The sequence below is a fragment of the Nocardia arizonensis genome, from assembly GCF_001310275.1.
Taxonomy (GTDB): Bacteria; Actinomycetota; Actinomycetes; order Mycobacteriales; family Mycobacteriaceae; genus Nocardia; species Nocardia arizonensis.
The window spans coordinates 266,538-288,909 of sequence record NZ_LGYZ01000133.1 but is presented as its reverse complement, the minus strand read 5'-3'; the positions used below and the strand labels follow the sequence as shown (position 1 = coordinate 288,909).

Here is a 22,372-nt window from a genome sequence, read left to right as displayed (position 1 = left end):
TGCCTGCCGTGTGTGGGCATTGGATAAAGGATATGGCTAATGATCGGCGAGACCTTTGACGACTATCTGGACGCGCAGGGCAATATCAGTATTCCGGGTGACAAGACCCTGATCGACTTCGTCGACAAGCACGGCGCGGAAAACGGTGACGGACTCGCGTACCGCTACATCGACTACTCCCGCGAGCGCGACGGTGAATACCAGGACCTGACCTGGCGGGAATTCACGATTCGGTTGCGCGCGGTCGCGGCTCGGCTGCAACAGGTTTCGAGCGCCAGGGACAGGGTGGCGATTCTGGCGCCGCAGGGACTGGACTACGTCGTCTCGTTGTTCGCCGCCGTCTACGCGGGCGCCATCGCCGTGCCGCTGTTCGATCCCGAGGAGCAGGGCCACACCGACCGGCTGCGGACCGTGCTCGACGACTGCGCGCCCGCGGCGATCCTGACCGTCTCCACCGCGGCGGCGGGCGTGCGGAACTTCTTTCGCCATCTGCCCGCGGCGCACCGCCCGCGCATCATCGCGGTGGACGCGATACCCGACGGCGTCGGGCAGAGTTGGGTTCGCCCGGATGTAGCAATCGACGATATCGCGTATCTGCAATACACCTCGGGGTCGACGCGGAGCCCGGCGGGCGTGGAGATCACCCACCGTGCGGTCGGCACCAATCTATTGCAGATGATCGACGCCATCGGCGTCACCGAGAATTCCCGCGGGGTGACCTGGCTGCCCCTTTTCCACGACATGGGCCTGCTGTGCGTGATCCTGCCGACCATCGGCGGCGGGTTCATCACCATCATGTCCCCGAGCGCGTTCGTGCGCAGGCCATACCGCTGGATCAAGGAATTGGCCGCGGCCTCCGACGGTGCCGGAACCTTCGCCGCCGCACCGAATTTCGCCTTCGAACACGCCGCGGCCCGCGGGCTGCCGAAACCCGGCGAGGAACTGGACCTGTCGAATGTGATCGGTCTCGTCAACGGCAGCGAACCGGTTTCGGTGACCTCCATGCGGAAGTTCAATGAGGCGTTCGCGCCGTACGGGCTGCCCGAGACGGCGATCAAACCGTGTTACGGCATGGCGGAGGCGACGCTGTTCGTCTCGGCGACAAGGAATTGCGACAGGGCGAAGGTCGTCTACGTCGATCGCGGCGAATTGAACGCGGGCCGGATGGTCGAGGTGGATCCGGGCGCCGACAATGCCATCGCGCAGGTGTCCTGCGGATATGTGGCGCTGTCGCAGTGGGCGGTGATCGTCGATGTCGAACACGGCGCCGAACAGCCCGACGGCGCGGTCGGTGAGATATGGCTGCACGGGCGGAATATGGGCATCGGCTATTGGGGTCGCTCGCGGGAAAGCGAGGAGACCTTCCGCAATGTCTTGGCGCGGCGGCTGCCCGAGGGCAGTCACGCCGATGGCACGGGGCCGGACGCGCTGTGGATGCGCACCGGGGATCTCGGCGCGTACGTCGACGGCGAGTTGTACATCACCGGCCGGGTGAAGGACCTGGTGATCGTGAACGGGCGCAACCATTATCCGCAGGATCTGGAACTGACTGCGCAGGAAGCGAATTCGGCGCTGCGACCCGGCTTCGTCGCCGCCTTCTCGGTGCCCGCGAACCGACTGCCCGCCGAGAGGTTCGACGGCGAGTCCGGTACCCGGGTCGACGCCGAGGACATCTCCGAACAGTTGGTGATCGTCGCCGAACGCGGAACCGGTGCGGGCAGGGCTGATCCGGCGCCCATAGCCGACACCGTGCGCGCCGCCATCGCGGGCCGCCACGGGGTCACCGTGCGCGACCTGCTGTTGGTACCCGCCGGATCGATACCGCGCACCTCCAGCGGCAAGATCGCCCGGCGCGCCTGCCGCGCCGCCTATCTCGAGGGCACTCTGCGCGGCGGCCGTCAGCGGCAGTCCTTCCCCGACGCGCCGATCGACTCGGAACCGGAGCGCGCCGCCGCGCGCTGACCGACCGCACCCCGACATCGGGTCCGCAGGCACGGCGGACCCGATGTCGTCGTGCACGGGGCTGGTATCGGAACCCCATCGGAGCGTGAAAATCGGTTGGCATGAGCGGCCACGCCTGCCACCCTGGAATGTCGGACCCCGATGCGAACATGCTCATCGGAGGTCGGTCTCGGGTAATACCCAACACGACATCACAGGGGGAAATCGTGTCTGTAGCAACGGAGTTGCCGCCAACCGAAGCGGAATCCGACTTACCCGAGCCGCTCGCCGCGCCCGCGCCGGGCCGTCTGCACTCGCTGCGTCGATTCTTGCCGTATCTGCGGCCCTATCGACATGTGCTGGCGGGGGCGACGGTACTCGCGGTGCTCGCCACACTGACGGCGATCGCGATACCGGTGCTGATCGCGCGAATCATCGACGGACCGATCGCGCGCCGCGATATCGGCGGCATCGTCGGGCCGGTCGTCGTCGTTGTGCTGCTCGGCCTGCTCGAAGCGCTGGGAGTATGGGGCAGAAGGTGGTTGGTCTCCGAGCCCGCCGCGCGGTTCGAGATCACCATGCGGGCCAAGATCTATCGCAAGCTGCAATCGCTGGCCATCGGCCGCCACGACGCGTGGGAATCGGGTCAGCTGCTCTCGCGCGCGGTCGACGATCTCGGGACAATGCGCCGCTTCGTCGCCTTCGCGGGCCCGTTTCTGTGCATTCACTTGGTCGTGATCCCGGTCGGCCTGATCATCCTGTTCGTCTTGAGCTGGCAGGTGGGGTGCATCTTCGTCCTGATCGCCTTTCCGCTCGGCTACCTGTGCAACCGGTTCGACCGCCGCTACAGCGTCGCGGCGCGGCGCAGTCAGGACCAGGCGGGCGATCTGGCCACCACCGCCGAGGAGGCCGCGCAGGGCGTGCGGGTGCTGAAGGCGCTGGGGCGCGGCGTGTTCTTCGGCGCGCGCTTCACCGCGCAGTCGCGGGAATTGCAGGCGACCGAATTGGAGAAGGTCCGGCTCGACGCCACACTGTGGTCGGCGATGGTCGGCCTGCCGCAGATCGCGATCGCCTTCGCGCTCGGCTACGGCGGTTACGCTGTGGTGCACGGCACGATGACCCTCGGCACGCTGGTCGCGGCCATCACCCTGGCGACCTTCGTGCAGTGGCCGATCATCTGGACCGGATTTCTGCTGGCCGAACTGAACGACGCCCGCACCGCGGCCGATCGCTACTGGGAGATCATCGACATACCGATCGACATTCGCGAGCCCGCACGCCCGGTGCCGTTGCCAGCGCGGATATCCGGCGAACTGCGGCTGGACGGCGTGCGTTTCGCCTTTCCGCGCGGCGACGACGGCGTGGACAGCGGACCGGTGCTGCGCGATGTGTCGCTGCGCGTGCGGCCCGGCGAGACGGTCGCGCTGGTCGGCGCGACCGGAAGCGGAAAGACCGCGCTGCTCAACCTGATTCCGCGACTCTACGACGTCGACGGAGGTCGCGTCACCATCGACGGCATCGATATCGCCGCGCTGCGGATCGCCGATCTGCGCGAGGTGGTGACGGTGGCTTTCGAGGATCCGGTGCTCTTCTCGGCCAGCGTGCGCGAGAACGTCGCCCTTGGCGATCCCGCGGCCACCGACGCCGATGTGCGCCGCGCCCTCGACATCGCGCAGGCCACCGACTTCGTGGACGAACTGCCCTGGGGACTCGACACCAGGATCGGTGAGCAGGGCCTGAGCCTGTCCGGCGGCCAGCGCCAGCGGCTCGCTCTCGCCCGCGCCGTGCTGACCAGGTCGGACGCTCCTGCACGTGGCCGGATCATGGTGCTCGACGATCCGTTGTCGGCCTTGGACGTGGAAACCGAGGAGCGGGTGCAGCGGCGTTTGCGCGAGGTACTGGCCGGGGTGACCACGCTGCTTGTCGCGCACCGGCCGTCGACCGCCGCGCTGGCCGACCGGGTCGCGCTGCTCGTGGATGGCCGCATCGCGGCCGATGGCACTCACGAACATCTGCTGCGCACCAATTCCCGATACCGGGAACTGATGGGCGGCAACGTGATTCGGCAGCACGCCGATCACAAGGAGGGGGTGGCGTCGTGAGTTCGACCGAAACCACCGCGGACGTGGAAATCGCCGCGGATACCGAGAGCGCCGACTGGCGCGGTATCGCCAGTGAGGAACAAGAGGTCACCCATACCGGCAATCTGGTGCTGGCCGGGCGTTCGCGGCGTCTGCTGACGAGCCTGCTGCGGCCCTACCGGGGCCGGGCTTTGCTGACCTTCGCGCTGATCGTGGTCGACAATGCCGCGAAGGTGTCCGCCCCGCTGTTCATCGCGCACGGACTCGACACCGGAATCGCCGAGGGCGCCGCGGGGAATTGGGCGCCGATGAGCTGGACGGTGGCGGGTTTCCTCTTCTCGATCGGACTCTCCGCCCTCACCACCTACCTGTTCCTGCGGGTATCGGGCCGGTTGAGCCAGAGCGTGCTGTTCGACCTGCGGGTGCGCACCTTCGCCCACATACAGCGGCTGAGCGTGTCCTTCCACGAGAAATACACCTCGGGCAAGGTCGTGACCAGGCTTACCAATGACATGGAAAGCCTTCAGGAACTGCTCGAGGGCGCGCTCAATCAGGCGCTGAGCGCGATACTGTCCGTGCTCACCATTGCGGTGCTGCTGGTGTACCTCGATCAGACCCTCGCCGCCATCGTCCTCATCGGATTCGTGCCACTGGCCCTGGTCACCCGGTGGGCCCAGCGCCGCCAGCGGGCCGGATACCGGCGCACCCGCGGCGCCATCGCCAAGGTCGTCGTGCAGTTCGTCGAATCCATGGGCGGTATGCGCGCGGTGCAGGCGTTCCGGCGGGAACAGCGCAACGAGTCGGTGCTGGCGATCGAGGACGCCGAGTATCGCTCGGCCACCACGGCGGCCATGCGCGGTATGGGCGATTACGCCGGCCTCACCCGACTGCTCGGCAACCTCACCACGGCCGTGGTGATCGTGGTCGGCGCGTGGCAGGTCATCGAGGGCGATCTCGCACTCGGCGTGCTCGCCGCCTATCTGCTCTACCTCAACGAGTTCTACGGTCCGCTGGACGAACTCGCGCAGGTGTTCAACTCCTACCAATCCGCGGCGGCGGCGCTGGAGAAGATCTCCGGCGTGCTGGAGGAGGAGCCGTCGGTGGCCGAACCCGTCGACCCGATTCCGCTGCCGAGGGCCGAGGGCGCGCTGCGGTTGGACAATGTCTGGTTCGGCTACGAATCACGCGGCGAGGACGCGGCCCGCACGGTGCTGCCCGAATTCTCGCTCGATATCCCCGCCGGTCAGGTCATCGCGCTGGTCGGGTCCACGGGTGCGGGCAAGTCGACGCTGGCCAAGGTGCTGACCCGGTTCTACGACCCCTCCGGCGGCACGGTGACCCTCGACGGCGTCGATCTGCGCAGGCTCACCGACGCGGATCTGCGCCGCCATATCGTCATGGTCACCCAGGAGGCGTACCTGTTCTCGGGATCGGTCGCCGACAATATCCGCCTCGGCAGGCCGGATGCCACCGACGAAGAGGTGTACGAGGCGGCGCGGGCGGTCGGACTCCACGATTTCGTCGCGGCCCTGCCGCACGGATTCGCCACCGACGTGCGCAAGCGCGGCGGGCGGCTGTCGGCCGGACAGCGGCAATTGGTGGCGTTCGCCCGGGTGTTCCTGGCGGATCCGGCGGTCATCGTCCTGGATGAGGCCACTTCGAGTCTGGATATTCCGGGCGAACGGCAGGTGCAGCGGGCGCTGGAGACGGTGCTGCGCGAGCGCACGGCGGTCATCATCGCGCACCGGCTGTCCACGGTGTCGATCGCCGACCGGGTGCTCGTGCTCGATCGCGGCCGGATCGTGGAGGACGGCGCTCCCGAGGAGCTGATAGCGGGCTCGGGCCGGTTCGCCGGACTGCACGCGGCGTGGCGGGAATCACTGGTGTGACGCGCGGGGATGTGATTCGACTCGCAGAACGCCCGATCGAGGTCACCGATGTGATGCGGGTGGGACGTGATGTGATGCGGTCGCCGGGAGTTTGTCGCTTACGGTAGATAGGTGACCAATCCTGCCCCTGGTTCCGAGAGCGCATCCCGGTGGCCTGCGATCCTGACGTGGCGTTCGCCCAATGGCACCCGGATGGAGTCCGTGCGCGTGACCGTGAACGGCAATCGAATCCGTGCCGCCGGTCGCATGATCGGTGGCGCCTGCGACGAGCATCCCGCGTTCAGCGCCTCCTACGATCTGGTCACCGACGAGAACGGCGTCACCAAACGGCTCTCCCTTCGCACCACCACCGCGGCGGGGGAGCGGCACGCCTCCATCGCCCGTGACGAGGAGGACTACTGGCTCGTCGACGCGGGCGGCAGCCACGTACGGTCGACCTTCGCGGGCGCTCTCGACGTGGACGTGGTGTTGAGCCCGTTCTTCAACACGCTGCCCATCCGGCGTTTCGGATTGCAGCACGCCGTCGAGGACGTGCACGTGCCCGTGGTGTACGTGCGACTGCCGGATCTGCTCGTGCAGGAGGCCGGCCTCGTCTACAGCAGCGGCGCGGACGGCATCAGCGTGCTGTCGCCGGTGTCCAGCGCGACGGTCACCGTCGACGCGGACGGCTTCCTGCTCAACTATCCCGGGCTGGCCGAACGCATCTGAGTCGCGCGGTCACGGGAGTTTCGTGAACACCCCGCCGTCGCGTCCGGCCTCGCGTAGCCGGGCGGTCCAGTCGTGGTCGCCGGGCCGGACACCGGTGATCTCCCAGCGCCGCAGGGTGTCGTACTCGAGGCGACCGTCGTGGCCCGCCTCGGTGAGTTCGGCCAGCGAACCCTCCGCGCTCAGGCTGTCGCGGGCGGCGGTGAGCACGGTCAGCGCGTCATCGATGACGCTCAGCAGCGCGTCGCGGTTCGGTTCGCAGATCGCGCGCACCAACTCCGGCGCGGTGCCCGCGACCCGGGTGCCGTCGCGGAAGGAGCCGGCCGCGAGTCCAAGGGCCAGCGGGCCACCCGCCGCGCCCGCGACGGCCAGCGCCTCGGCCAGGACGTGCGGCAGATGTGAGATGCGCGCGACGGCGCGGTCGTGATCCTCCGCTTCGACCGGCACCACGACCGAGCCACAGTCCAGCGCGAGCCGCGCGACCCGCGTCCACACCTGCGCGTGCGCGCCCTCGTCCACCCCGACCGCCCATACGGCGTCGCGGAACAATTCGGGATCGGTTGCGGACCAGCCCGATTCGGAGGTGCCCGCCATCGGATGACCACCGACGTAGCGTCGTGCGAGCCCGTGCTCGCGCACTGCCCGCGCGACCGGGCCCTTGACGCTGACCACGTCGGTGAGCGCGCAGGCGGGCGCGAGGTCTTCGATCGCGCCGAGCAGATGGTCCACCGCGGGCATCGGCACCGCGATCACGATCAGCGCGTCGGATTCGGCGGCACGGGTCAATGCGGCGCCCAGATCGCCGGTGACATCGAATCCATCGGCCGCCGCGGCCCGCGCACCGGCTTCGGAACGGTTGTAACCCCAGGCCGGGTATCCGGCGGCGGTCGCGGCTCGCAGCAGGGAACCGCCGATCAAACCCGCCCCGAGGACGCAAACCGGTGCTTTCTGGTCACGAGTCATCGGACCAGATTGGCATACGACTTCAACATTTAGGGTCAGGCAGACTACCGTTGCGGCCATGGCAGCACAGCGCTCGGGCACGAACAGGGCGACGTCGGAAGATTACGACGACGTAGAAGGGTTCGCAGTCGCGGTTGTCCGCGAAGACGGCAAGTGGCGGTGCAGTCCGTTGAGCTCCGCCGCGCTCACCGATCTGTCCGCCGCGGAGACCGAACTCAAGGCATTGCGCAGCTCAGGCGCGGTGTTCGGACTACTCGACATCGATGACGAATTCTTCATCGTGTTGCGGCCCGCGCCGAGCGGGACCAGGATGCTGGTGTCGGACGCCACGGCAGCGATCGATTACGACATCGCCGCCGACGTCCTCGAGGCGCTCAATATCGAGATCCCCGATATCGACCCGGACGAACTCGACGATATCGAGCCATGGGAGGAAGGCGACCTCGGTGTGCTCGCCGATCTCGGACTTCCCGAGCCGGTGCTGAGCGTCATCCTCGCCGAGACCGATCTCTACCCGGACGAACAGCTCGGCATGATCGCCCAGCGCCTCGGTTTCGCCAACGAACTATCGGCGGTCCTGGACAAACTGCCGCGGTGAGTCTGCCGCCGAATCCGCTCGACGCCGATATCGCGATGGTACGCGCGGCGATCGAGGCCGCGGCCACCGCCGACCCCCGCGACGTCCCGGTCGGCGCGGTCGTATTCGATTCGGCCGGACGGGAACTCGCGCGCGCTGCGAACGCTCGTGAGGCGCTGGGCGATCCGACCGCACACGCCGAGATCCTCGCCCTGCGCCGTGCCGCAGCGGTGCACGGTGAAGGCTGGCGGCTGGCCGGCGCCACCCTCGCGGTCACCCTCGAGCCGTGCACCATGTGCGCGGGCGCACTCGTGCTGGCCCGGATCGGCCGCGTCGTCTTCGGCGCCTGGGAGCCCAAGACCGGCGCCGTCGGCTCCCTATGGGACGTGGTGCGTGACCGCCGCCTCACTCATCGTCCCGAGGTCCGCGGCGGCGTACTCGAAGCCGACTGCGCCGCCCTACTGGACAACTTCTTCCGCACCCACCGCTGATGCTCGCTGCCCAGGCGATTTAGCGATCCCGCTCCCTTCCGGTATCGTTGGCGGCGGTGGCGTGTCCGAGCGGCCTAAGGAGCACGCCTCGAAAGCGTGTGAGGGGTAACCCCCCTCCGAGGGTTCAAATCCCTCCGCCACCGCCAGAGCGCCCTACCTGAAATGCCAGGTAGGGCGCTTTTTATGTCGCTCGGCGGGCGATTGCACCCGTTTTCCCAACGACCCATCGCTCACCATGCCGGGCACGATGCCGACAGCGGTCGTGGCGATGCCGAACAGCGCGATACTCAGAGCTGTTGCCGCGTCGATTGCGCGTTTCGCCCTCTGTTCGGGCAGGGCGCGCTGCGTGGTGGACTCGACCCGCTGTCTGCTGTAACGCCTACCGCCACCACGAGCGTAATAGCAGATCAGAACGAGAATGTCAGACCAGTCGCCTACGATGATCTGACAGCCAGTTCCTCTTGCAGGGGAGAGGATAGGAACCGCTATGACAACTGCTTCCATGCCACCGACCGTTCGAACGATGACCACCAAAGAAGTCCGCGAAGAGCTGACCAAGCTGATCAAGCTGATCACGGATCGCGGGCTGTCTCTCGACACGTTCAAGGAACGCGGTGCCCGGTGGGAGCTGGACGCGCGGGATCGCGGCATTCTGTCGCGTATCCGGAATCTGGAATTCCTCGCTCGCGGCAACGGTGAGTGAGCTCGAACAGCAGGCAATCCGATTCGCGAGTGACCTCACCCGGACAGTCCAGTCCGTAGTTGGACCGGACTGTCCGGCGTTTACTGCGCTCGCTGTGCCTGCCACGAGCGCGATGGTCGTCGAGCAAGACCCTCCCGAAGGGATCCTGTTGCGGGACACCGACGGTCCTCTACTGCGCCTCGAAGTGAGCTTCCAGTGCGTGTGGGACGGGCCGAAGAAGTTTCTTGCCGTTGAACGGTCCAAGATTCACGTCTTCACTTGCGACGGCACACAGCCGCTATTCCGGTACGAGTTCGACAAACGCACGTCCGACCGGCTGCCATCAGCGCACATCCACTTTCACGGCGAGCATGCCGAACTCGAACGTGCCATGTCCGAATGCGGCGAAAGCACGCAGCGGGCCAAGAAGCGTCGAAACGGAAAAGTGAAGTTCGGGCTACCCGACCTGCACTTTCCTGTCGGTGGGTCCCGGTTCCGCCCGGCGCTCGAAGACGTTATGGAGATGCTGATCGAGGAGTTTGGCATCACGCCCCACGGCGGACAATCGGTCGCCGCGGCGCGCAAGCAGTTGGCCGATGCCCGCGAACGATGGAGGCGACTTCAGTTGGCTACCGTAGTGCGCGACGCACCGGAAGTGGCCGCAGAGGCGCTGCGCAGTCTGGACTACGAAGTGATCTCTCCGGCGTACGGGACAAGATCGGACAACGTGAAGATGTTCCGCACCATCTGACAGGTCGGCAACCGTCGGCCGGCCTGCAAGCTCGACTTCGGTCGCGGTAGGTACTCGGTTCCGTCGCCGAACGCGCAATGGAACGCCAACTCGACCACGCTGAACACCCTAGAGTGTTGTGCCGAGCCAACTAGCGAATCCGAACAGGTTCTCACTCTGGCGCCGTTGCGCTGCGGCGATGCCGTGCACTGTCTCCCGCACCGACGGGTGCAGGCGTGTCTGCTGTGGCGCGACGGCGCGAGCCTTGTTGAGCGCAGCGAGAGCTTTGTCGGGCTTGCCCGACATCAACCACGCGCGTGCGTTGTCCTGCCAGTGGTGGCCGATCCTGGTCGGCGGTGCGCCGGTCGGGTAGGTGAGCGCGGCACCTTCGACGGCGGCACGACTCGGGTCGCCCGCCTCCATTTCGATTGCGTGCGAATGAATTTCGACGTTGAGCGGTCCGAATGCCGTCATGTACATGTCGGTCTCGCCGGTGCGCGCGCCGGTCTCGCGCGCTGCGTCGATGTGGTCGATAGCGCCGCTGTAGTTGAGCTTGCGAGCTTCGTTCACTGCGGCTGCAAGGTGGGAGTACCCGCCCAGCACGAGCCCGGCATCGGTGCTGTCCTCACCCGACGATATGGCCGTGTCGATGAGTTGGCCGGCCACCTCCGATTCCCCGTAGTGGGTCAGCACCCGCGCTCGCGCGAGAATCGAGAACGCACCCCATCGGGGATCGTCGCCCAACGGGGCGTAGGCGTCGGCAAGATCGAGCGCGGGCAACGTCAGCATCAGGTGACCGGTGCGCCGCGCCGACCATTCGGCGAGGACGTACGTCGCGGCCAACATCGTGTAGGCGCGCGCACGGTCGTCGTCGGACATATCCCGCACCGCGCCGTGCAACCGCCGGATGATGCCGGGAAGCACCTGGATCGTCTGCCGGGTGCGGTCCCGTCGTACAAGTCCTGTGCGGCCGACAAGTCCGCCTCGAGCTGTGCCAGCGGTCCCGGCTCGCTTGCGCGCGCATACCGACCTTCGGTCAGCAGCACGGAAAGTTCGTTCACGGCGTCCGACAACGGTTTTCCGTCGTCATACGGTGCGCCGGTCAACTGCTCGGGGGCGATGCGCAGAACGCGCGCCACCGCGGAGATGAATCCCTGTGAGGCAGGTTCTCGCCCCTGCTCGACCGCCTTGACCATCGACAGGCTGTAGGCGGCCCGTGCTGCGAGTCCTCGCTGGCTGAGTCCAGCGATCTTGCGTTCGGATGCGATCCGATGCCCCACGTTCTCGCTCATATCCAGAGGGTAGATCGATACCGCGTGGCTGTCCCCGCACTGGCCCTCAACCCCCTTGCGCGACGCCAATATTCCCTGTCAGCCCCGCCGTCGGGCTGAGCGCGACTCCCCGGCGGCGGGTGCCGACCATCGGCAGGGGAAGGGGCAGCATGAAGGCGTTGGGTGTGATCGACCTGGATGCGATCGAGGATCTCGACGAGGCCCGGCGCAAGCTACGTCGGATCGCGACGAGGCAGGGTCTCACCCTGGTAGACGTGATGACCTTTCGCCCGGCCCAGCAGGGCTGGGTGTTCCGCATGATCGAGGCAGTGCACCTCATGAGCGCGCACGCGGTGTGCGTTGTGGATATCCGGCACGTGCACAACCTCGACCGCGCGGTGACCGGTGTGGCGGATCTGCACGCGGGTGATGGGTTGATCTACCGGTATGTCGGGTACGGGCGCGGGCACACGCGGCCTTCACTGGCACATCTGGGGGGGTGTGCGATGACGTGGGTACAGCTGGGCCTCGCCGCGGTGATCGGCCTGCCCGTCGCGGTGATCGGGACGGCCGGTCCGGCGGGCGCAACGGGGGCCGGACCGCAGTTCCAAGATCATCGCGCCGCGAACGTGACGCGCTGGGTATCGAGGGTCCCGCTCCAAGCGGGTGACGTAACGACGCCGGAAGCGGGCACACATTTCAGTCCCTGCCGGGGGACTGACCTACCGTCCACGAAAGAGCTGACGCCTGCGGGCTTTCCGCTCGACCGAGTTGACCCGTGCCGCGACTCGCGAGTCCACCGGCACAATCCGCGGCAGGGGCGGGTTGTCGTACCAGTCCTTCTTGTAACGGCGCAGCATGTCCGCACCGCCGCGGTCCGCGGCGGCGCACCAAGAAAGTTGGTGACACGGCTCTGGTCCTGGATCGGAGTTTCTTGTGGTCGTGTCGGATTCGGCCGAGCAGCCGTACCGGGATGTCGTGGCGGGCGGCCCGGGTGACCACGAACATGCCGGGCGGGTAGCCGCAGGACAGCAGGTCGAGTACGGCCGCGGTGCGGACCGATCCGTACTCGGAACTGCCTCGCCAGGGGCGTTGACCACGTCAACGCCTGGCCGTACCTTGATCATTGTCGGCATTCCCGAAACATGCTGAAACACGTCGAGTATCGCTGGTCGCACGGTTGTCTTGCGGTAATGGTCTTCGTTCTCCAGCCCGGTGAATCAACTCACGGTAGCCAGATCAGTTTTGCCGAAATCGTCACCCATATACAGCAAAGGCTGACCCGACCCGGCGGCAACTGCATAGGTGATGCAGTCCCCGAAGTTCAACTTCGCCGGGTGGCGACCCTTCCCGTACCGGATGAATGCGTTAGCGGCGATCGTCCAATAGTCCTGCTCATACGGCATGACCGTGATCCCGGCCTGATGGATCAACGCATCCAGGAAGCTGCGCCCAGCGACCCCCAGCTTCACAGTGAGCACGATGGCGGTTTCGGTGAGGGTGGCAGAGGAGACGCCGATGAACTCGTCACGAGACAAGATGTCCAGTAACTTCTCGTGACCAGGTTCTTCCAGGATGATAGCGACCAGCGCGGAGGTGTCCACGATCATCAGACACCGTCCGGTCCGTAGCCCAGGATGTCTTCGATGTCAGCTTTTGTGGTCGGCGGGTTGGGTCCGTTGGGTGCAGTGACGGGCCAGACCTCGTCGCGGAGGAACCGTTCCAGGCGTTCGCGCTTGCCGAGTCCGGTGTTGGCGCTGCTCTGGGCAGCGTGGCGCATCAGGTACTCCTCCAGTGCGATGCGCACGGTCTGCACCTTGGATTTGCCGACGAGGGTTGCTACTTCGGTGACCAGCTGTTCGGTGACGGGATCTTTGATGTTCAAGGCCATGGTGTAATGGTACCTCGCTTACACCGTGTACACCCCGGCGGTTAGACCATCCACCTGATCGGCAGCGTTGTGAACCAGTCGGAGCCGGCGAGCCAGGTCGGTCGGCGACGGCCCGGGCCCAGATAATTGCCTTGAAACAGGCGTTGACCACGTCAACACCTGGCCGTACGTCAATCATTGTCGGCATCCACGAAACATGCTGAAACGCAATGAATTTCACTGAAGGTGCGGTTTACACGCGGCTATGGCAAGGTCAAATCCCTCCGTCACCGCATCGCCCCCGATCTGTATCACCCTGGTGGGGATGGGTTTCGGGTTGTCGGCGGCCTCCGCCGTCTAGCGGCGCGCAAGGGTTACCGCCTCAGCAGATACCACAGTTGCTTCGTGGTCTGCTCTTTCATGTCGGTAGGTAGTGCGTCTGCGCACCGGAGTGGCCGCGTAGAACCGCCTTGCCGCCGCTCAGGTCGAGGATAAAAGGGGGTGCGGTGGAAGGGGATTCGGTGTCGGCGAGCATTGAGGTGGAGGCTCGGTGGTCGAGTTCCATGCGTTTGGTCGGGTAGAACACGGCGGTCAGTTCGTCGGTGCAGGTGCTCGCGACGGGGGTGCGGCGTCCGCGGCCCTTGCGGGTGAGCGCTTCGAAGACGGCGACCGCGAGGAGCAGCAGCACCCAGCCGGGGATCATCCATGCGAACAGTCCGGTCACGTAGGGACAACGATGTCCGCGTGTCGCGAGTTCCTTCGAGTGAGTTCCGCGCGGAAGTGGGTATGCGCGCGGTAAGGAGAGCGCGGATGGGTGTGACGCTCAGGGCGTCGCCGAACGAGCCGCGTGGAGAACAATGCGCGACAGTTATTCGAGAGTCGGTGGACTGATTGTCCTCGTCTGGTTGGTTATCGGCATCATCGCCGCGGCCCAACGTGGCTATTTCGACAGCGGGCCGGTGAACTGCGCCGGTTTCGGCACCATCGCGGTGACGACAATCGCGGGTCCGCTGAATTACATGGGTGTCAATCCGAAGATCGCTGATTGTAATGTCCCGCAGCCGAGTCCGTAGCGGATTCGAGTGAGCGAGGGCCGGGTGCGCCGCCACCCGGCCCTTTTGCGTATCCGGCGGTCAGCGGCGAGATCGCGGGTCGTTTGCGATCGGATCGCCTTTGGATATCTATGGCTCCGGATCGCCTCGCGTCGGTGGGGGAGAATGGAGACTTGTCAGTCCACTGTGCTGTGTGAGGCAGTGTTTCACACGAAATTTCACACGAAACAACCAGATGCCCCCAGCAAGCGGAAATAAACCACAGAATTACCGAGATTCGGTACGAGAATTGCTGTCTGTGGCGGAAGTTCCGGTGGGGCCGGATGGAAAGGGGTCGACCGGGCCCCGACCGGGCACGTTCGACCTCCTGCGCGAGTGCGGAAGGATGCGATGTCAATGCGCGAGCGTGTGGTTCGAGTAGTGCGGCACAGACCGGCTCACGAGGTCGGTATGCGCCTCGCGAGCAGCCTGTTGATGATCTGGCTCGCGGTCGGCGTCCTCGCCGCGGGACAACGTCATTACTTCTTCCCCGGCCCCATCGACTGCGCGGGATTGGGCACCATCGCCGTGACCGCCGCCGCGGGGCCGCTCAACTACCTGGGGGTGAATCCCAAGATCGGGGAATGCGACCTGCCGCAGCCGAGCGAGTAGCGAGTAGCCGGCCCCGCACCTCGATCAGGTGCGGGGCCGAGCGCGACAGCGGGCGGGGTCAGCTCACGCGGACCGGCTCCTTGACGACATCGTCGGCGGTCTTGTCGTGCAGATCGACGATCTTGGCTCCCTCGACATCGATATCGGGAATGACGCGGTCCAGCCACTTGGGGATCCACCAGGACCACTTGCCCATGATCGCCAGCAGTGACGGGATGAGCACCATGCGGACGAGGAAGGCGTCCAGCAGCACGCCGACCGCGAGGGCGAAGCCCATCTGCTTGGCGATCGCGTCGGTCTCGAGCAGGAAGGACGCGAACACCGAGATCATGATGATCGCGGCGGAGGTGACGACGCGGGCGCCGTGGTGGTAGCCGGAGATCATGGCGTCCTTGGCCGTCTTGCCGTGCACGTACTCCTCCCGCATGCGGGTGACGAGGAAGACCTGGTAATCCATCGCGAGGCCGAACACCAGACCGATGAGCATGATCGGCAGGAAGCTGACCAGCGGTCTCGGATCCTCGATCAGGCCGAGCGCGCCTTCCTGGAAGATGAGCACGGTGGCGCCGAAGGTGGCGGCCATCGAGAGCAGGAAGCCGAGCGCGGCGGTGAGCGGTACCAGGATGGAGCGGAAGACCAGGATCAGCAGGATGAACGCCGCGCCCGCCACGATCGCGAGGTAGGGCGCGATCTTGCTGAGCAGCACGTGGTCGATGTCGGCGTAGATGGCGGTGGTGCCGGTGATGCCGTATTCCATGCCGTAGGTGGACCGGAGCTCGTCTTCGGCGTCGCGCGCGTCCAGCACGAGATCCTTGGTGTCCTGGTTGTTCGGCCCGGACTTCGGCACGCCGTCGAGCAGCGCGCCCTGCCCGTCCTCGCTCCACTCCGGCGCGGTGACGTAGTCCATGTGCGGGTACGACGCCAGCTTGGTTCGCAGTGCCTCGACCGCCTCCTCGCGCTTGTCGGAGGCTACGCCGCTGAGGTCGACCGCGATATTGAGCTTGCCGTTGCTGCCCTCACCGAAGCCCTCGGTGCGCAGGTCGTACGCCTTTCGAACGGTGGAGGTCTTGGGCATGCTGTCCTCGCCGGGCAGGCCGAGGTTCAGACCGGCGGCGGGGGCCGCCAGCGCGCCGAGCACCACGACGCTCAGCAGCAGCGTGACCCACGGCGCCTTGCCGATGAGCCTGCCGAACCGCATGCCGTTGGTGATCTCGCTGTCGTTCTCGGGATCGTGCTTGGCGATGAACGGAAGTTTCGGCGTGAACAGGAACCGGCCGAACGCGCCGAGCAGCGCGGGCATGAGGGTGATGGCGGTGAGCACCGCGAAGGCCGCGGCGATCGCGCCGCCCAAGCCCATGAAGGTCATGAACTCCACGCCGACGACGCTGAGTCCGGCCAGGGCGATGATGACGGTGAGCCCGGCGAACACGACCGCGGAGCCGGCTGTGCCGAGTGCGATGCCCGCGGCCTCCTCGGGCGAAACCCGCACGGCGCGTTCGTGTTTGTAGCGCGAGACGATGAACAGCGCGTAGTCGATGGACAGTGCGATGCCGATCATCGAGGCCAGGAAGGTGGTGAAGCTGGGCATGGAGATGAATCCGGTGCCGAGCATGATCAGCGACATGGCCGAGCCGAGGCCGACGATGGCGGTGACGATCGGGACGAAGGCTGCCACGATCGCGCCGAACGCCAGGATCATGACCACGAGCGCCACGCCCATGCCGATCATCTCGGCCTGGCCGCTCGGGCCCTCGTTCTTGTTGGCGATCGTGCCGCTCAACTCGACGGCGAGACCGGAGTTGCGCGCGTCTGCGGCCACATCGTAGGCGGCCGTGCGGTTCTCGTCGGTGACGTCTTCGAAGTTCTTGATGGCGAACGGCACGCTCATGTAGGCGACCGTGGCGGGCTCGCTCTTGTTGAGCACGTTGAGCGGGGCGCCACTGCACTTGGCGGGATCAGGATCGCTCAGGCAGCCCATCTTCTCGGCGGCATTGATCGGATTCGACAGCGGCTTGCTGTGATCGATGATGTCGAGTCGGTCGAGTCTTGCGATGAACGCCTCGAGCGCCGCACGGTTCGTCGGGTCGGTCAGCTTCTGTCCCTCGGGGGCCGCGATGACATACGTGCCGGTCACGGCGTCGAATTTGAAGGCGGCGGAGGCTCCGGGGAAGTGCTTGTCGAGTATCTCGTTGGCGCGTTCGGACGGTAGCGCAGGCATGCTGAAGTCGTTCGTCATCGGCTTGCTCAGCTGGGCGCCGAGCCCGCCGAGCAGGACGAACAGCACCAGCCATACCGGCAGCACTATCCATTTCCGGCGGAAGGCGAATCTTCCCCATCTGTACAGGTATACGGACACGAGGGATCTCCTAGCGAATGGCTGGGTCGTGCTGGAACGTGGCGTGTAGACAGCACTTACGCGGGGCTTGCCTGCCTGCTGCCCCGCCTCCAATTGACGCTTTCTGCCTACCGTGCGGTAGGTAGACTACCTACCGGCTAAGCGGAGGCACAACCTCAGCATCGGTGCTTCCATTGGCTCCGCGCAGTAGTGGTGAGAGGATGATCGGATGGCCGCCCGTGTGGTTCCGGAGACTGTTGTCCCAGCTAGCGGGACCAAAATCGCGATTCGGGACGCCGCTGTGAGACTTTTCGGCAGCAAAGGCTTCGAGCAGACGAGCCTGCGGGAAGTCGCAGATGCGGTAGGAATCACAAAGGCTTCCCTGTACTATCACTACCCCTCGAAGCTCGATCTGCTACTCGCGATCATCGATCCGATCATCGATCACATGCGCGACGTCACCGAGGACATCGACGCCGTACCCCACGACGCCGAGGGCATTCGCGCCGTGCTGCGCACCTATCTGCGCGGGCTCATCCGCCATCGCGACGCGGGCGCGCTGTGCATTCGCGACACCGTCGCGATCCTCAACGCCATGGCCGACCGCTACCCGGATCTCATGGACTCCAATCGGATACTGCGCACCTGGCTCTCGGGGCCCGAACCGACGCCGGAGGCCGAACTGCGCGCCTGCGCGGCGCTCGAGGTCATCGGAGTGGCGCTGATCTCCAAGGAATTCGCGCCCGCGGCAGGCGACGCGCTGGTGGAGTCCGTCCTGCTCGACGCCGCCACCTCCGTACTGACCGCGGACGGGACACGGTAGCGACTGCCCGCGCGACGCCCCTTCGCGGCGGCGTAGATTCGAGCCGAATCCGGCGGCCGCCGCGCCGGGTATGCCTCGACCGGTTCAGGAGTTCTGCGTGCACATCACCGCGAAGGTCGACTACGCGGTGCGAACCCTGCTCGAAATCGCCCGCGCGGCCGAACGCAGCGGCACCGCCGCCCTCAAGGCCGATGTCATCGCCGCTGAGCAGCGCATACCGCCCAAGGTGCTCGAAACCGTGCTCGGTGATCTGCGCCGCGCCGATCTGGTGGTCAGCAGGCGCGGACCCGACGGCGGCTACTGGCTGGCACGTCCGGCCGCGCGGATATCGGTGGCCGATGTCATCCGCGCTATCGAGGGTCCGCTGGCCTCGGTGCGCGGGCTGCGGCCCGAGGATGTCAGCTACGGCGGCGCGGCCGAATCGCTGCAACGGGTGTGGATCGCGCTGCGGGTCAACATCCGCGCGGTTCTGGAGAACGTGACGATCGAGGAGATCGCCTCGGGCCGATTGCCCGGTTTCGTCGACAACCTCACCGACGATCCGGGCGCTTGGGCCCGGCGAGAGCCGTCAACCCGCGCATGACCAGCTAATTTCGCTGGTCAAGAAAGCCCGAGACGATGTCACCCGATGCCGGTAGCCTGCGTTCATCATGTTGATCGCACTGCTTCGTACCTATCTGAGCCCCTACCGCACGCAGCTGGCGGGGGTCGTTGTGCTTCAGCTGATCTCGGTGATCGCCATGCTGTACCTGCCGACCCTGAACGCCGATCTGATCGATGACGGAGTCACCAAGGGTGATATCGGTTACATCTGGACCACGGGTCTGTGGATGCTGGCCGTGAGCGGGGTGCAGATCGTGGCCTCGGCCTGCTCGGTGTATCTGGGCGCGCAGGCGGCGATGGGCGCGGGCCGGGATCTGCGCGGTGCGCTCGTGCACCGGGTCGGCTCGTTCTCCGCGCGCGAGGTCGGCATGTTCGGCGCGCCGTCGCTGATCACCCGCAACACCAATGACATCCAGCAGGTGCAGCTGCTGATCGTCATGTCGGCGACCATCCTGGTGATGGCCCCGATCATGTGTGTCGGCGGCATATTCATGGCGCTGCGCGAGGATCTCGGACTGTCCTGGCTGCTGCTGATCGCGGTGCCCGCCCTCGGACTCTCGATGGGCGTCGTGGTGGCCAAGATGGTGCCCGGCTTCCGCGATATGCAGTTTCGCATCGATGAGGTGAACCGGGTGCTGCGCGAGCAGATCACCGGCATCCGCGTGGTGCGCGCGTTCGTCCGGGAACGCCAGGAGACCTGGCGGTTCGGCATCGCCAACACCGAGCTCACCGAAACCGCGCTGCGCGTCGGCCGGTTGATGGCGCTGATGTTCCCGACCGTCATGCTGATCAGCAATGTCACCGCGGTCGGCGTGATCTGGTTCGGCGGCCATCTCATCGAAGACGGCTCGATGCGGATCGGTTCGCTCACCGCCATGCTGTCCTACATCATGCAGATCCTCATGGCCGTCATGATGGCCTCGTTCCTGGCGATGATGGCCCCGCGAGCGGCGGTCTCGGCGGACCGCATCGGTGACGTGCTCGACACCGATTCCTCGGTGGTCGCCCCGGACCTGCCGCGGCCGTTCGAGAGCGATCCGGCTTCGGTCGAGTTCGACGATGTCGAATTCAGCTTCCCGGGCGCGGAGAAGCCGGTGCTGAAGTCCATCCGGTTCCGCGTCGAACCGGGCACCACCACCGCGATCGTCGGTTCCACCGGCGCGGGCAAGACCACGCTGGTGAATCTGCTGCCGCGTCTGATGGACGTCACGGGCGGCGCGATCCGCGTCGGCGGCACCGATGTGCGCGAACTCGACCTCGAGGTGCTGCGCAGTCAGATCGGCTTGGTGCCGCAGAAGGCGTACCTGTTCTCCGGCACCGTCGCGAGCAATCTTCGCTACGGCGATCCCGACGCCACCGACGAACAGCTGTGGCACGCGCTCGAGATCGCCCAGGCCGCCGATTTCGTCCGCGACATGTCCGAGGGTCTCGCCACCCCGGTCGCCCAGGGCGGCACCACGGTGTCCGGCGGTCAGCGCCAACGCCTGGCCATCGCGCGGGCGCTGGTGCGGCAACCGCGCGTCTACGTATTCGACGATTCGTTCTCCGCGCTCGATGTCGCCACCGACGCGCGGCTGCGCGCGGCGCTGCGCCCGGAGACCAGGAACGTCTCGGTCATCATCGTGGCGCAACGCATTTCCACGATCCGCGACGCGGATCAGATCGTGGTGCTGGAGGACGGGGAGATGGCAGGTATCGGCAGCCATGACGAACTGCTGCGCGACTGCGCCGAATATCGCGAAATCGTCGAATCCCAGCTGAGCGCGGAGGAAGTCGCATGAGACCCGGTGGCCCGATGCCCGGTGCGCCGGACGCCAAGGCGAAATCCTTCGGCCCGTCGCTGAAACGCCTGCTGCGCAGGCTCGCACCGGAGAAGCTCTACGTCGGCGCCATCATCGCGCTCGTCATCGTCGCGGTGGTGCTGAACACCCTCGGCCCCTACATCCTCGGCAAGGCCACCAACATCGTCTTCGACGGCGTGATCGGCAAGCAGCTCAGCGCCTTTCAGGGGATGAGCAAGGATCAGGTCATCGAGCAGCTGCGTGCCCGCGGCGAGAACACCTTCGCCGACATGCTCGGCGCGATGAACGTCCAGCCCGGCGTCGGCGTCGACTTCGACGCGGTGGGGCGGACTCTCATGCTGGTCCTTGCGCTCTACATCGCCGCGGCGATCTTCGGCTGGTTGCAGGGTTTCCTGCTCAACATCGTCATCAACCGCACGGTGAAGCGGCTGCGCAGCGATGTCGAGGACAAGATCCACCGGCTGCCGCTGCGCTACTTCGACTCCGCACCGCGCGGCGATGTGCTCAGCCGGGTCACCAACGATGTCGACAATGTCTCGCAGAGCCTCCAGCAGACGATGAGCCAATTGCTGGTCTCGGTCTTCTCCGTGCTCGGCATCCTGGCCATGATGTTCTGGATCTCGTGGCTGCTCGCGCTGATCGCCCTGGTCACGGTGCCCGCCGCCGTGGTGGTGACCGCGCAGATCGCCAAGCGGTCCAAACCGCACTTCGTGAACCAGTGGAAATACACCGGCATGGTGAACGCGCAGGTCGAGGAGGCATACACCGGCCACGAGGTGGTCACCGCCTTCGGCCGCAACCGCGAGGTCGGCCAAGAGTTCGACAAGCGCAACCAGGATCTCTACGACGCCAGCTTCAAGGCGCAGTTCATCTCGGGTCTGATCATGCCCGCGATCATGTTCCTGGGGAATGTGAACTTCGTGCTGGTCGCCCTGGTCGGCGGTCTGCGGGTGGCGACCGGGCAGATATCGCTCGGCGAGGTGCAGGCTTTCATCCAGTACTCGCGCCAGTTCAGCCAGCCGCTCACCCAGATCGGGGCGATGGCCAATCTGCTCCAGTCCGGCGTCGCTTCCGCCGAGCGGATCTTCGAGATTCTCGATGCCGAGGAGCAGACTCCCGACCCGGTGATGGGCGAGGTCCGCCCGGTCGAGCGCGGCCGGGTCGAATTCGAGGCGGTGTCGTTCCGCTACCAGCCCGACAAGCCGGTGATCGAGCGGTTGTCGCTGGTCGCGGAGCCCGGACATGTGGTGGCGATCGTCGGGCCGACGGGTGCGGGCAAGACCACGCTGGTGAATCTGCTCATGCGCTTCTACGACGTGGACGCGGGCACGATCACCATCGACGATGTCGACATCACCGAGATGACGCGGGAGAACCTGCGGTCCAAGATCGGCATGGTGTTGCAGGACACCTGGCTGTTCAAGGGCACCATCAAGGAGAACATCGCCTACGGTGATCCCACCGCCCGCGACGAGGACATCCTGGCCGCCGCCCGCGCCGCCTATGTCGACCGCTTCGTGCACGCGCTGCCCGACGGCTACGACACCGTCATCGACGAGGAAGGTTCCGGTGTCAGCGCGGGCGAGAAGCAGCTCATCACCATCGCCCGCGCCTTCCTGGCCAAACCGTCCATCCTCATCCTGGACGAGGCCACGAGTTCGGTGGACACCCGCACCGAACTGCTGGTGCAGCACGCCACCGCGGCACTGCGCCGCGACCGTACGAGTTTCGTGATCGCGCATCGTCTCTCGACCATTCGCGACGCGGATCTCATCGTGGTAATGGAGGCGGGCCGCATCGTCGAACACGGCACCCACGAGCGGCTGCTCGAGGACCGCGGCGCCTACTTCCGGCTCTACAACGCCCAGTTCGCGGCCGCCGCGGCGGACGTCTGATCCGCACCGGG

At 66.2% G+C, this 22,372-nt stretch carries 23 protein-coding genes, 1 tRNA gene and 1 pseudogene; 17 read left to right on the top strand and 8 right to left on the bottom strand.

Annotated features, from left to right (window positions below):
- Positions 1–39: 39 nt before the first annotated feature.
- From fadD32 to APZ21_RS32510, 4 genes are all read left to right on the top strand, one after another.
- Positions 40–1,962 (top strand): long-chain-fatty-acid--AMP ligase FadD32, encoded by a 1,923-nt coding sequence (gene fadD32, locus APZ21_RS32525; RefSeq protein ID WP_054816908.1) that lies wholly within the window; start codon positions 40–42, stop codon positions 1,960–1,962.
- Between the two features lie 206 nt (positions 1,963–2,168).
- Positions 2,169–4,043 carry an ABC transporter ATP-binding protein gene (locus APZ21_RS32520; RefSeq protein ID WP_054816907.1) on the top strand — a complete coding sequence of 625 codons (1,875 nt, stop codon included), beginning with the start codon at positions 2,169–2,171 and terminating at the stop codon, positions 4,041–4,043.
- Entirely contained in the window at positions 4,040–5,911 is a 1,872-nt protein-coding gene (locus APZ21_RS32515; RefSeq protein WP_239476978.1) for an ABC transporter ATP-binding protein, read from the top strand. The genes APZ21_RS32520 and APZ21_RS32515 overlap by 4 nt, the downstream gene beginning before the upstream one ends.
- A 111-nt stretch (positions 5,912–6,022) precedes the next feature.
- Positions 6,023–6,619: a putative glycolipid-binding domain-containing protein gene (locus APZ21_RS32510; RefSeq protein ID WP_082393637.1), complete on the top strand. Its 597-nt coding sequence runs from the start codon at positions 6,023–6,025 to the stop codon at positions 6,617–6,619.
- Between the two features lie 9 nt (positions 6,620–6,628).
- Here APZ21_RS32510 and APZ21_RS32505 read toward each other — a convergent pair whose 3' ends face one another.
- Positions 6,629–7,579, bottom strand: coding sequence for a prephenate dehydrogenase (locus tag APZ21_RS32505; protein ID WP_054816905.1), 951 nt, complete (start codon positions 7,577–7,579; stop codon positions 6,629–6,631).
- Between the two features lie 58 nt (positions 7,580–7,637).
- Here APZ21_RS32505 and APZ21_RS32500 point away from each other — a divergent pair, with 58 nt between their 5' ends.
- The 3 genes from APZ21_RS32500 (at position 7,638) to APZ21_RS32490 (ending at position 8,793) form a co-directional block, all read left to right on the top strand.
- Positions 7,638–8,177 carry a tRNA adenosine deaminase-associated protein gene (locus tag APZ21_RS32500; RefSeq protein WP_054816904.1) on the top strand — a complete coding sequence of 180 codons (540 nt, stop codon included), beginning with the start codon at positions 7,638–7,640 and terminating at the stop codon, positions 8,175–8,177.
- Positions 8,174–8,647: a nucleoside deaminase gene (locus tag APZ21_RS32495; protein WP_476739091.1), complete on the top strand. Its 474-nt coding sequence runs from the start codon at positions 8,174–8,176 to the stop codon at positions 8,645–8,647. The genes APZ21_RS32500 and APZ21_RS32495 overlap by 4 nt, the downstream gene beginning before the upstream one ends.
- Positions 8,648–8,702: 55 nt before the next feature.
- Positions 8,703–8,793: transfer RNA gene (locus APZ21_RS32490), tRNA-Ser, on the top strand.
- A 7-nt stretch (positions 8,794–8,800) separates the two neighbouring features.
- Here APZ21_RS32490 and APZ21_RS34645 read toward each other — a convergent pair.
- Complete coding sequence (locus APZ21_RS34645; protein WP_156371461.1) at positions 8,801–9,151, bottom strand: hypothetical protein; 351 nt, start codon at positions 9,149–9,151, stop codon at positions 8,801–8,803.
- A gap of 19 nt (positions 9,152–9,170) precedes the next feature.
- On the opposite strand from APZ21_RS34645, the gene APZ21_RS32485 reads away from it, so the two are divergent.
- Both APZ21_RS32485 and APZ21_RS32480 read left to right on the top strand, forming a co-directional pair.
- Positions 9,171–9,350 carry a hypothetical protein gene (locus tag APZ21_RS32485; RefSeq protein ID WP_054816903.1) on the top strand — a complete coding sequence of 60 codons (180 nt, stop codon included), beginning with the start codon at positions 9,171–9,173 and terminating at the stop codon, positions 9,348–9,350.
- Positions 9,351–9,444: 94 nt separating this feature from the next.
- Positions 9,445–10,080 carry a hypothetical protein gene (locus APZ21_RS32480; protein ID WP_156371460.1) on the top strand — a complete coding sequence of 212 codons (636 nt, stop codon included), beginning with the start codon at positions 9,445–9,447 and terminating at the stop codon, positions 10,078–10,080.
- A gap of 108 nt (positions 10,081–10,188) precedes the next feature.
- Here the strand turns inward: APZ21_RS32480 and APZ21_RS35930 are convergent, their stop codons facing one another.
- A complete protein-coding gene (locus APZ21_RS35930) occupies positions 10,189–10,938 on the bottom strand; it encodes a hypothetical protein (protein ID WP_162240400.1) in 750 nt (249 codons plus the stop codon).
- On the bottom strand, positions 10,848–11,351 hold the full coding sequence (locus APZ21_RS35925; protein WP_156371467.1) for a helix-turn-helix domain-containing protein: 504 nt from the start codon (positions 11,349–11,351) through the stop codon (positions 10,848–10,850). Before APZ21_RS35925 ends, APZ21_RS35930 begins: the two co-directional genes overlap by 91 nt.
- Before the next feature lie 149 nt (positions 11,352–11,500).
- On the opposite strand from APZ21_RS35925, the gene APZ21_RS32470 reads away from it, so the two are divergent.
- Positions 11,501–12,328: a hypothetical protein gene (locus tag APZ21_RS32470; protein ID WP_054816901.1), complete on the top strand. Its 828-nt coding sequence runs from the start codon at positions 11,501–11,503 to the stop codon at positions 12,326–12,328.
- Positions 12,329–12,550: 222 nt separating this feature from the next.
- Here the strand turns inward: APZ21_RS32470 and APZ21_RS32465 are convergent, their stop codons facing one another.
- From APZ21_RS32465 to APZ21_RS32455, 3 genes are all read right to left on the bottom strand, one after another.
- Complete coding sequence (locus APZ21_RS32465) at positions 12,551–12,940, bottom strand: type II toxin-antitoxin system VapC family toxin (protein ID WP_054816900.1); 390 nt, start codon at positions 12,938–12,940, stop codon at positions 12,551–12,553.
- Positions 12,940–13,221 carry a type II toxin-antitoxin system VapB family antitoxin gene (locus tag APZ21_RS32460; protein WP_054816899.1) on the bottom strand — a complete coding sequence of 94 codons (282 nt, stop codon included), beginning with the start codon at positions 13,219–13,221 and terminating at the stop codon, positions 12,940–12,942. The genes APZ21_RS32465 and APZ21_RS32460 overlap by 1 nt, the downstream gene beginning before the upstream one ends.
- Before the next feature lie 397 nt (positions 13,222–13,618).
- Entirely contained in the window at positions 13,619–13,924 is a 306-nt protein-coding gene (locus tag APZ21_RS32455; RefSeq protein WP_174553582.1) for a DUF6191 domain-containing protein, read from the bottom strand.
- Between the two features lie 133 nt (positions 13,925–14,057).
- On the opposite strand from APZ21_RS32455, the gene APZ21_RS32450 reads away from it, so the two are divergent.
- Entirely contained in the window at positions 14,058–14,273 is a 216-nt protein-coding gene (locus APZ21_RS32450; RefSeq protein WP_054816898.1) for a hypothetical protein, read from the top strand.
- Between the two features lie 429 nt (positions 14,274–14,702).
- Entirely contained in the window at positions 14,703–14,903 is a 201-nt protein-coding gene (locus tag APZ21_RS32445; protein WP_054816897.1) for a hypothetical protein, read from the top strand.
- Between the two features lie 58 nt (positions 14,904–14,961).
- Here APZ21_RS32445 and APZ21_RS32440 read toward each other — a convergent pair whose 3' ends face one another.
- Positions 14,962–17,259 carry an MMPL family transporter gene (locus APZ21_RS32440; RefSeq protein WP_054816896.1) on the bottom strand — a complete coding sequence of 766 codons (2,298 nt, stop codon included), beginning with the start codon at positions 17,257–17,259 and terminating at the stop codon, positions 14,962–14,964.
- 208 nt (positions 17,260–17,467) lie between these two features.
- Here APZ21_RS32440 and APZ21_RS35920 point away from each other — a divergent pair.
- From APZ21_RS35920 to APZ21_RS32420, 5 genes and pseudogenes are all read left to right on the top strand, one after another.
- Positions 17,468–17,653 (top strand): annotated as a pseudogene (locus APZ21_RS35920) (TetR/AcrR family transcriptional regulator); the annotation flags it as partial.
- A gap of 33 nt (positions 17,654–17,686) precedes the next feature.
- Positions 17,687–18,061, top strand: a complete 375-nt coding sequence (locus tag APZ21_RS35915; RefSeq protein ID WP_239476981.1) for a hypothetical protein — start codon at positions 17,687–17,689, stop codon at positions 18,059–18,061.
- Between the two features lie 97 nt (positions 18,062–18,158).
- Complete coding sequence (locus APZ21_RS32430) at positions 18,159–18,644, top strand: RrF2 family transcriptional regulator (protein WP_054816939.1); 486 nt, start codon at positions 18,159–18,161, stop codon at positions 18,642–18,644.
- A 67-nt stretch (positions 18,645–18,711) separates the two neighbouring features.
- Positions 18,712–20,445, top strand: a complete 1,734-nt coding sequence (locus APZ21_RS32425; RefSeq protein WP_054816894.1) for an ABC transporter ATP-binding protein — start codon at positions 18,712–18,714, stop codon at positions 20,443–20,445.
- Positions 20,442–22,361, top strand: a complete 1,920-nt coding sequence (locus APZ21_RS32420) for an ABC transporter ATP-binding protein (protein ID WP_054816893.1) — start codon at positions 20,442–20,444, stop codon at positions 22,359–22,361. The genes APZ21_RS32425 and APZ21_RS32420 overlap by 4 nt, the downstream gene beginning before the upstream one ends.
- Positions 22,362–22,372: the final 11 nt, after the last annotated feature.

Excerpts from the sequence above, each read along its gene's own strand:
- fadD32 (WP_054816908.1), top strand. The coding sequence starts at position 40 with ATGATCGGCGAGACCTTTGACGACTATCTGGACGCGCAGGGCAATATC.
- APZ21_RS32505 (WP_054816905.1), bottom strand. The coding sequence starts at position 7,579 with ATGACTCGTGACCAGAAAGCACCGGTTTGCGTCCTCGGGGCGGGTTTG.
- APZ21_RS32500 (WP_054816904.1), top strand. The coding sequence starts at position 7,638 with ATGGCAGCACAGCGCTCGGGCACGAACAGGGCGACGTCGGAAGATTAC.
- APZ21_RS34645 (WP_156371461.1), bottom strand. The coding sequence starts at position 9,151 with ATGGAAGCAGTTGTCATAGCGGTTCCTATCCTCTCCCCTGCAAGAGGA.
- APZ21_RS32485 (WP_054816903.1), top strand. The coding sequence starts at position 9,171 with ATGACCACCAAAGAAGTCCGCGAAGAGCTGACCAAGCTGATCAAGCTG.
- APZ21_RS35930 (WP_162240400.1), bottom strand. The coding sequence starts at position 10,938 with ATGTCCGACGACGACCGTGCGCGCGCCTACACGATGTTGGCCGCGACG.
- APZ21_RS35925 (WP_156371467.1), bottom strand. The coding sequence starts at position 11,351 with ATGAGCGAGAACGTGGGGCATCGGATCGCATCCGAACGCAAGATCGCT.
- APZ21_RS32470 (WP_054816901.1), top strand. The coding sequence starts at position 11,501 with ATGAAGGCGTTGGGTGTGATCGACCTGGATGCGATCGAGGATCTCGAC.
- APZ21_RS32465 (WP_054816900.1), bottom strand. The coding sequence starts at position 12,940 with ATGATCGTGGACACCTCCGCGCTGGTCGCTATCATCCTGGAAGAACCT.
- APZ21_RS32460 (WP_054816899.1), bottom strand. The coding sequence starts at position 13,221 with ATGGCCTTGAACATCAAAGATCCCGTCACCGAACAGCTGGTCACCGAA.
- APZ21_RS32450 (WP_054816898.1), top strand. The coding sequence starts at position 14,058 with ATGCGCGACAGTTATTCGAGAGTCGGTGGACTGATTGTCCTCGTCTGG.
- APZ21_RS32445 (WP_054816897.1), top strand. The coding sequence starts at position 14,703 with ATGCGCCTCGCGAGCAGCCTGTTGATGATCTGGCTCGCGGTCGGCGTC.
- APZ21_RS35915 (WP_239476981.1), top strand. The coding sequence starts at position 17,687 with ATGCGCGACGTCACCGAGGACATCGACGCCGTACCCCACGACGCCGAG.
- APZ21_RS32425 (WP_054816894.1), top strand. The coding sequence starts at position 18,712 with ATGTTGATCGCACTGCTTCGTACCTATCTGAGCCCCTACCGCACGCAG.
- APZ21_RS32420 (WP_054816893.1), top strand. The coding sequence starts at position 20,442 with ATGAGACCCGGTGGCCCGATGCCCGGTGCGCCGGACGCCAAGGCGAAA.